The organism is Mesorhizobium sp. M7A.F.Ca.AU.001.01.1.1 (genome assembly GCF_004022735.1).
Taxonomy (GTDB): domain Bacteria; phylum Pseudomonadota; class Alphaproteobacteria; order Rhizobiales; family Rhizobiaceae; genus Mesorhizobium; species Mesorhizobium ciceri.
Map to the genome: position 1 here is coordinate 1 of NZ_RZPF01000273.1, position 7,672 is coordinate 7,672.

The 7,672-nt window shown below is 64.0% G+C and carries 9 protein-coding genes and 1 pseudogene; 5 read left to right on the top strand and 5 right to left on the bottom strand.

Annotated elements, in window-relative coordinates:
• The 3 genes and pseudogenes from EN884_RS39590 to EN884_RS17835 form a co-directional block, all read left to right on the top strand.
• Positions 1-122 (top strand): annotated as a pseudogene (locus EN884_RS39590) (LysR family transcriptional regulator); the annotation flags it as partial.
• A gap of 89 nt (positions 123-211) precedes the next feature.
• Complete coding sequence (locus EN884_RS17830; RefSeq protein WP_027161413.1) at positions 212-880, top strand: DUF1007 family protein; 669 nt, start codon at positions 212-214, stop codon at positions 878-880.
• Positions 877-2,094 carry a nickel/cobalt transporter gene (locus EN884_RS17835; RefSeq protein WP_013529750.1) on the top strand — a complete coding sequence of 406 codons (1,218 nt, stop codon included), beginning with the start codon at positions 877-879 and terminating at the stop codon, positions 2,092-2,094. Before EN884_RS17830 ends, EN884_RS17835 begins: the two co-directional genes overlap by 4 nt.
• Positions 2,095-2,119: 25 nt before the next feature.
• On the opposite strand, the gene denD is transcribed toward EN884_RS17835, so the two are convergent.
• The 4 genes from denD to EN884_RS17855 form a co-directional block, all read right to left on the bottom strand.
• Positions 2,120-3,097, bottom strand: a complete 978-nt coding sequence (denD, locus tag EN884_RS17840; RefSeq protein ID WP_024502716.1) for a D-erythronate dehydrogenase — start codon at positions 3,095-3,097, stop codon at positions 2,120-2,122.
• Between the two features lie 16 nt (positions 3,098-3,113).
• A complete protein-coding gene (locus EN884_RS17845) occupies positions 3,114-3,326 on the bottom strand; it encodes a hypothetical protein (RefSeq protein WP_013529748.1) in 213 nt (70 codons plus the stop codon).
• An 89-nt stretch (positions 3,327-3,415) separates the two neighbouring features.
• Positions 3,416-4,384: a cation diffusion facilitator family transporter gene (locus EN884_RS17850; protein WP_063168938.1), complete on the bottom strand. Its 969-nt coding sequence runs from the start codon at positions 4,382-4,384 to the stop codon at positions 3,416-3,418.
• A 10-nt stretch (positions 4,385-4,394) separates the two neighbouring features.
• Positions 4,395-5,081: a GNAT family protein gene (locus tag EN884_RS17855; protein ID WP_063170329.1), complete on the bottom strand. Its 687-nt coding sequence runs from the start codon at positions 5,079-5,081 to the stop codon at positions 4,395-4,397.
• A gap of 83 nt (positions 5,082-5,164) precedes the next feature.
• On the opposite strand from EN884_RS17855, the gene EN884_RS17860 reads away from it, so the two are divergent.
• Together EN884_RS17860 and EN884_RS17865 are read left to right on the top strand one after the other, a co-directional pair.
• Entirely contained in the window at positions 5,165-6,349 is a 1,185-nt protein-coding gene (locus tag EN884_RS17860; RefSeq protein ID WP_024502719.1) for a pyridoxal phosphate-dependent aminotransferase, read from the top strand.
• A gap of 152 nt (positions 6,350-6,501) precedes the next feature.
• Entirely contained in the window at positions 6,502-6,876 is a 375-nt protein-coding gene (locus EN884_RS17865) for a YciI family protein (protein ID WP_013529744.1), read from the top strand.
• Between the two features lie 101 nt (positions 6,877-6,977).
• Here the strand turns inward: EN884_RS17865 and EN884_RS17870 are convergent.
• Positions 6,978-7,672: SDR family oxidoreductase (locus tag EN884_RS17870; RefSeq protein ID WP_164895039.1), on the bottom strand; the 695-nt coding region annotated here is incomplete at its 5' end.

The window sequence follows — 7,672 nt, forward strand, 5'->3', positions numbered from 1 at the left end:
ACCGTATCCTGTCGGGCGGCGGCATCTTCGCCGTCTACCCGCACCGCCGCTATCTGCCGGCCAAGGTCCGCGTTTTCGTCGACTTCCTGGTGCAGTGGTTCAGGACGCGTGAAGTTGCCTGACCCACTTCAGCCGAGCAGCGGTCCCAATTTCGCCCCCTTTCTGGTAACTCTCGGCAACTCTTCCGAGGCCTAGGGAATCGCGACCGAGAATGCACCTGAAACGGCACGCAATCATGCTGGCTTCGGCCTTGGCGGCTAGCTTTGCCGCCACTGGACCCGCTTACGTGCATCCACACGTCTTCGCCGAGGCTCGCCTCGATGTGATCCTCTCCCCCGATCACCAAAGCGTGAAGGCTCTGCGTCATCTCTGGCGCTTCGACGACCTGTTTTCCTCGACGGTGATGATGGAATTCGACAAGAACTCCGACCTGAAGCTCGACGACAAGGAGCTGAAGGAAGTCGCCGACACCGTTCATGCCTCGCTGGCGGAGTTCAACTACTTCCAGCTCGTCACCGTCGACGGCAAGGACGTGGCGATGACGCCGCCGCCGCATCTGATGGCCAATTTCGACAACGACCAGCTGATCATCCTGTTCGAGTCCGAACCGAAGGTGCCGATCAAGCTCAACGGCAAAATCGATATCGGCGTCTACGATCCGACATTCTACACGGCGATCGACTTCACCGAGGACTCCAACATCACGGTCGAAGGCCTGCCCTCGAACTGCACCAGCAAGGTGGTCCGTCCCGACCCCGACGAGGCCATCAAGGAAAACCAGAAGACCCTCACCGATGCCTTTTTCAATGACCCGACCGGCACCGATATGAGCAAGATCTTCGCCACCAAGCTCGAACTGACCTGTCAGCCAGAAGGATGAAGCCGGTGACGAAACCGTCCCTGCGTTTGGCATTCGGCCTGTTGGCCCTCACAGTCGCCATGATGCATTTCGCCGACGCGGCTCATGCCCAGAGTTCGCTCGGCATCGGCGTCAATGACGGCATGGCGCCCACCACCGGCCCGTTCGCCCATATCCTGATGTGGATCAATCTCAGGCAGCAGGAATTCTACCGCGCGCTGGCAACGGCGATGAAGGCGATGCGCCAGGACGGCAGCAAGATCTGGATACTCGTCGGCCTGTCCTTCGCCTACGGTATTTTCCATGCCGCCGGCCCCGGTCACGGCAAGGCGGTGATCTCGTCCTACATGGTGGCCAATGAAGTGGCGTTGCGGCGCGGCATCCTCTTGTCCTTCGTCTCGGCGCTGCTGCAGGGCCTGACCGCGGTCGCGGTGATGGGGGTCGCCTATTTCGTCCTGCGCGGCACCTCCGTCTCGATGACGGACGCAGCCTGGTTCATGGAGATCATGAGCTTTGTCTTCGTCACCCTGTTCGGCGCCTGGCTGCTGTGGCGCAAACTCGGCCCCGCCGTCCTGCGTCTGTTCGGCAAGGGCCCGGCCTACAGCCTGTCGGCGGCTCATGCCGGCCATTCTCACGCCGGTCATTCTCATGGGGGTCATTCTCATGGGGGTCATTCGCACGGCGCGCATTCGCATGCCGGCCATTCCCATGCAGCTCACAGCCATTCGGCGCATGCCCATTCGCACGCGCTGCACGCGCATGACCATGTGCACGGCCCTTCGCACGATCATCACGATCATCACGATCATGCCGAACACGATCATGCTCATCACGATCACGCGGCCGGCGAAGTCTGCGACACCTGCGGCCATTCGCACGCACCCGATCCGGCGCTGCTGTCAGGCGACCGCTTCGACTGGCGCACGGCCTGGACAGCGGTGGCGGCGGTCGGCATCCGCCCCTGCTCCGGCGCGCTGATCGTGCTCAGCTTCGCCCTGCTCAACGGCCTCTGGCTCGGCGGCCTGCTGTCGGTGCTGGCAATGTCGCTGGGCACCGCCATCACCGTTTCGGCACTGGCGACGCTGGCGGTGACCGCCAAGAACTGGGCGGTCTATTTCGCCGGCGACGGCCGCATGGGCAACCGCATCCACTCGATCGTCGAGATCGGCGGCGCCGCCTTCGTGTTCCTGTTCGGACTGCTGCTGCTGTCGGCAAGCCTGGCGAGCGGCGGATGATGCCCGACGCCACGAGGGTCGGAGTTTAACCCGCGATCTTGCCGCCGAGCTCATCCTCGATGTGAGCGCGGATGATCTCGTCAAAACTCTTTTCGGCGCTGAAGCCGAGCTCCCGCGACCGCTTTGCCTCGAAGCGCGTCGGCCAGCCCTTGACGATCGCCCAGATCGTGTCATCCGGAACCTCGCGGATCAGGCTTACCGCCTTCGGCCCGGCGATGCGTTCCAGCGCCTCGATCTGCTCGCCGACGGTGACGGCGACGCCGGGCATGGTCAGATTGCGGCGTGGCCCGACAGCGCTGCCGTCGATCCCCGCCGCATGGATCAGGAAGTTGACCGCCGAGCGGGGGCTGGCATGCGTGTGCACGACCGAGCGCGGCACCGGCAGGATCGCCTCATGGCCGCTCAACGGCTCGCGGATGATGCCCGAGAAGAAGCCCGACGCCGCCTTGTTCGGCTTGCCCGGCCGCACGCAGATGGTCGGCAGCCGGATGCCGATACCGTCGAAGAACCCGCGCCTGGAATAGTCGGCCAGCAGCGCTTCGCTCATCTGCTTCTGGGTACCATAAGAGGTCAGCGGCGTCGGATGGAAGTCATCGGGAATGACGTCCGGGAACGGCGCGCCGAACACCGCGATCGACGAGGTGAAGACGACGCGCGGCGCAAAGCCCGCCACCCGGATGGCATCGAACAGGGCGCGCGTGCCATCGAGATTGACGCGGTAGCCGAGTTCGAAATTCGCCTCCGCCTCGCCGGATACGATGCCGGCGAGATGAAAGACGACGTCGGGGCGCGATGCGACCAGGCGCTCGGTGGCACCCGCTTCGGCGAGATCGCCGGTGTGCAGCGTGACGCTGACGCCATCCAGGCTCGGCGCCTGTGGCGGCACGATATCGTGGAGATCGAGCGCGGTGATCTTGCCCCCGCGCAGCGTCCCGTCCTTGGCCAGCCGGGCGATGAGCTTGCGGCCGACCATACCCGCGGCGCCAGTGATCAGAATGCGCATGTCGAAGATCCCTTGCCTATTTACCCTGGTTTTTGCGCTGGTTGCGGGCGCGCAGCCAGAACACCGAGAAGAACGCCAGCACGAAGACGATGCCAAAGGCGCCGGCCAGCACAGTGGAAAGGCTGCCGAGTGCCAGCATCACGGTCGGCAGATAGTAGGCGCCTATACCGAACAGCAGCATGATCCACGCGGCAGCGATGACCGCGTTCCTGGTGTCGCGGTCCATCATGCCGCGTCCGGAGGATGGGCGTTCGTCAAGCTGGTTTTCAAGGTTTTGCAACTCCTGAGGCAGGACGATCGACATCGATCGATCCGGTCCTAGTGATGGTGGTCGTGATATGCAGCCGCTTCATGCTCGTGCCCGTGGTCGTGCTCGTCGCCATCGTCGGCGCATTGCCCGAATTCCGGTTCCACGGTGGCATGGCTGATGCCGTGCTCGCTGGCAAGCCGCTTCTTGACGGCACTCACCGCCTGATGCGCATCGACGCCCTCGTCTAGACAGGCATGCAGCGTCGCCATATTGCTGGTCCCGTCGAGCGACCAGACATGCATGTGGTGCACTTCGCGTACACCGTGGATCGTCGTCTGGATATCCCTGGCGATCAGATCTCGGTCGAGGCTTGGCGGCACGCCCTCGAGCAGGACATGGGCGGCCTCCCGCATCAGCGACCACGCCGTGTAGAGGATCAGCAGTGAAACCAGGACCGACAGGATCGGGTCGATCGGCGTCCAGCCGGTCGCCAGGATGACCAGCGCCGCCGCGATGGCCGCCGCCGAGCCGAGCAGGTCGCCAAGCACATGCAGGATGGCGCCGCGCATGTTCAGGCTCTCGCGGTCGCCGCCATGCAGCACGAAGAACGAGCCGAGGTTCACCAGCAGGCCGAGGATCGCCACCACCAGCATCGGCCCGCCAAGCACCGGCGCCGGCGCCTGCAGGCGTCCCCAGGCTTCATAGACGATCCACAGCGCGATGACGAAGATGGCGATGCCGTTGGTATAGGCCACCAGCGTCTTGACCCGGCCGAAGCCATAGGTGAGGCGAACGGTCGCCGGCCGGCCGCCAAGATGAAACGCATACCAGGCAAGGCCGAGCGCGATCGAATCGGCGAGCATGTGGCCGGCATCGGCCAGCAGCGCCAGCGAGCCCGTGAGGATGCCGCCAAGCGCCTCGGCGACCATGAAGCCGCCGGTCAGGCAGGCTGCGATCAGAACGCGTTTCTTGTCGGTCGAGCCATGCACATGACCAGGGCCGTGACCGTGCCCGGTGTGATCGTGGGTATGTGCCAATAGTGAACTCCTAAGCGCCGAATTCCGCGCGAAAATCCTCGAGCCGTCGCTTCTGCCGGCCGTCGCCATCGAAATTGGCCGGATCGAGCCACGCCTCATAGGCACTGCGCAGCGCCGGCCATTCCTTGTCGATGATCGAATACCACGCAGTGTCGCGGTTTTCACCCTTGACGATGAGATGCTGGCGGAAAATGCCTTCGAACTTGAAGCCGAACCGCTCGGCCGCCCGCTTCGATGGCTCGTTGCGGTTGTTGCACTTCCATTCGTAGCGGCGATAGCCGAGCCCGTCGAAGATGTATTTCATGAACAGGAACTGCGCTTCGGTTGCTCCCGGCTTGCGCGAGATGAGCGGTCCCCAATAGATGTTGCCGATCTCGATGACGCCGTAGGCCGGATCGATGCGCATCAGCGTCTGGCGTCCGGCGACCTTGCCGCTGGCCTTGTCGATGACGGTGAAGAACAGCGGATCCTCGCTGGCCTCGACTTTGTCCAGCCATGGCTGGAAGGCGGCGCGGGTCTCCGGCGGATAATCGGGCAACCAGGCGAAGCGGTCGTCGATATCGGACACGGAGGACGCTTCATAGAGGCCGTCGCCGTGTTTTGCAGCGCTCAGCGGTTCAAGCCGGACGTATCGACCGTCGATGGTCTTGCGTTCAGGCCGCGGACGCGGTTGCCAATCCCTGAGATTTTCCGACACCGAATGCTCCAATCCGTTTGACTTTTGCGGGCTGAGGCTCACAAAAACGCGACCCAACAGCAAGAACCACACGGACGGGAAAAATGCTCCACACGATTTCGGCCTTCGACCGCCTTGGCGAGGAAAACGCCTTCGCCGTGCTTGCGAGGGCCACAGCACTTGCCCAACAAGGCCGCGACATCGTCAATCTCGGCATCGGCCAGCCCGACTTCAAGACGCCGCAGCACATCGTCGAGGCGGCGATCAAGGCGCTGCGCGACGGCCATCACGGCTACACGCCGGCCAATGGCCTGCTGGCGACGCGCGAGGCGGTGGTGCGCCGCACGCTGACCACCACCGGTGTCGAGATATCGCCCGAAACGGTGATGATCCTGCCCGGCGGCAAGCCGACCATGTTCGCCGCGATCCTGATGTTCGGCGAGCCCGGCGCCGAGATCCTCTACCCGGACCCCGGCTTTCCCATCTACCGCTCGATGATCGAGTTCACGGGTGCGGCACCCATTCCCGTGCCGATGCGCGAAGAAAACGGCTTTGCCTTCTCGGCCGAGGAGACGCTGGCGCTGATCACCTCGAAGACCAGGCTGCTGATCCTCAACTCGCCCGCCAATCCGACCGGCGGCGTCACGCCTCGCGCCGAGATCGAGAAACTGGTCAAGGGGCTGGAGGCGCATCCGCAGGTCGCCATCCTCTCCGACGAAATCTACGACGTCATGACCTATGATGGCGAGACGCATTGCTCGCTGCTCGGCTTTCCCGAAATCCGCGACCGGCTGATCGTGCTCAACGGCTGGTCGAAGACCTGGGCGATGACCGGCTGGCGCATGGGCTGGTCGATCTGGCCGAATGGCGACAAGGGCGCCCATCTCTACGACAAGGTGCGCAAGCTGGCGGTCAATTGCTGGTCCTGCGTCAACGCGCCGAGCCAGTTTGCCGGCATCGCCGCCATCGACGGCCCGCAGGACGACGTCGACGAGATGATGCGCGCCTTCGACCGCCGCCGGAAGATCGTCGTCGAGGGACTGAACGCCCTGCCCAACATATCCTGCATCACGCCCAAGGGCGCGTTCTACGCCTTCCCCAACGTCTCGAAGACCGGCTGGAAGGCCAAGAAGCTCGCCTCGGCACTGCTCGACGAGGCCGGCGTGGCGCTGATCGGCGGTCCCGATTTCGGCATTCTCGGCGAAGGCTATATCAGGCTCTCCTACGCCAATTCCGAGGAGAACATCTTGCGCGCGCTGGAGCGGATCGGAGCGTTCCTGGCGAAGTAGGCTTCAAAGCAGGCCGGTGGCCTCTTTCCGGGTGGTTGCGGCTGGCGACAATGATGGTGTCATGATCTGTCCGGACACGCACGGCCAAGGCTGGGCGGGCGTGTCGGGAACCGCTACGCTCCCTGGATCAGGATCGAAGCAGGTGACATAAAATGTTCTACGCAATCCTTGCCTATCACGTGGAAGATGCGATCAAGGCGCTGACGCCGCAGGAAGATGCAGCACTTATGGCCGACCTGCTGAAGATCAACACCCGGCTTCATGAGGAAGGCACGCTGGGGCCGTCCGCGCGTCTGGGCGCAACACAGGATGCCATCACCCTGCGCGGCCCGGGCGACGGTGTGATCATCGACGGTCCTTTCGCCGAAACCAAGGAACAGTTGCTCGGGCTCTATGTCGTCGACTGCGCCACGCGAGACGAGGCCATCGCGATCGCCCGCGACCTTCGCCGCGTCAATCCCACCGCCGTTTACGAGATCAGGCCCATTCTGCTGTTCAAGCCCGGCGTGCCGCTGGCCGGGAAATAAAACCATCCGGCTGGGTCCCCGCTGCTTCGCAGCGTCCCAGCGTTCGCCGGCCTTTCATCGTGCCACTGGCACGATGAATTCGCTTACGCGAACCGGGCTGCTCACCCACGCCCGACAAACGGCATCTTGGTCGCCATCACGGTCATGAACAGCACGTTGGCGTCGAGCGGCAGGCTGGCCATGTGGACGACGGCGTCGGCGACGCGCTGAACATCCATCACCGCTTCGGCTGCGATCGAGCCATTGGCCTGCGGCACACCGACCGTCATCGGCTGCGCCATGTCGGTCAGCGCATTGCCGATGTCGATCTGGCCGCAGGCGATGTCATAGGGCCGACCGTCGAGCGCCAGCGTCTTGGTCAGTCCGGTGATGGCATGCTTGGTCGCCGTGTAGGGCACCGAGCCCGGGCGCGGCGCATAGGCCGACACCGAACCGTTGTTGATGATGCGGCCACCCATCGGCTTCTGCTTGCGCATGGCGCCAAAGGCGGCACGGGCGCACAGGAACGAACCGGTGAGGTTGACGCCGACGATATCGTTCCACACTTCGACCGGTATCTCGTCGATCGGCGTCGATTTGTAGCCCATGCCGGCATTGTTGAAGAGCAGGTCGACACGGCCGAAGGCCGCCGCCACGGTCTCGAACAGATCGTCGACCTCGCCTGCCTTGCTGATATCGCAGGCAACCGCCAGGGCCTTGGCGTCGGTGGACCCGGCCTCAGCCACGGCTGCATCCAGCACGGATTTGCGGCGTCCGCAGAATACCGTGTTCCAGCCGGCCCTGAGCAGCGCCGTGG

What these genes read in the sequence shown, in the direction of transcription:
- EN884_RS17830 (WP_027161413.1), top strand. Translation starts at nt 212, where the DNA reads ATGCACCTGAAACGGCACGCAATCATGCTGGCTTCGGCCTTGGCGGCT.
- EN884_RS17835 (WP_013529750.1), top strand. Translation starts at nt 877, where the DNA reads ATGAAGCCGGTGACGAAACCGTCCCTGCGTTTGGCATTCGGCCTGTTG.
- denD (WP_024502716.1), bottom strand. Translation starts at nt 3,097, where the DNA reads ATGCGCATTCTGATCACTGGCGCCGCGGGTATGGTCGGCCGCAAGCTC.
- EN884_RS17845 (WP_013529748.1), bottom strand. Translation starts at nt 3,326, where the DNA reads ATGATGGACCGCGACACCAGGAACGCGGTCATCGCTGCCGCGTGGATC.
- EN884_RS17860 (WP_024502719.1), top strand. Translation starts at nt 5,165, where the DNA reads ATGCTCCACACGATTTCGGCCTTCGACCGCCTTGGCGAGGAAAACGCC.
- EN884_RS17865 (WP_013529744.1), top strand. Translation starts at nt 6,502, where the DNA reads ATGTTCTACGCAATCCTTGCCTATCACGTGGAAGATGCGATCAAGGCG.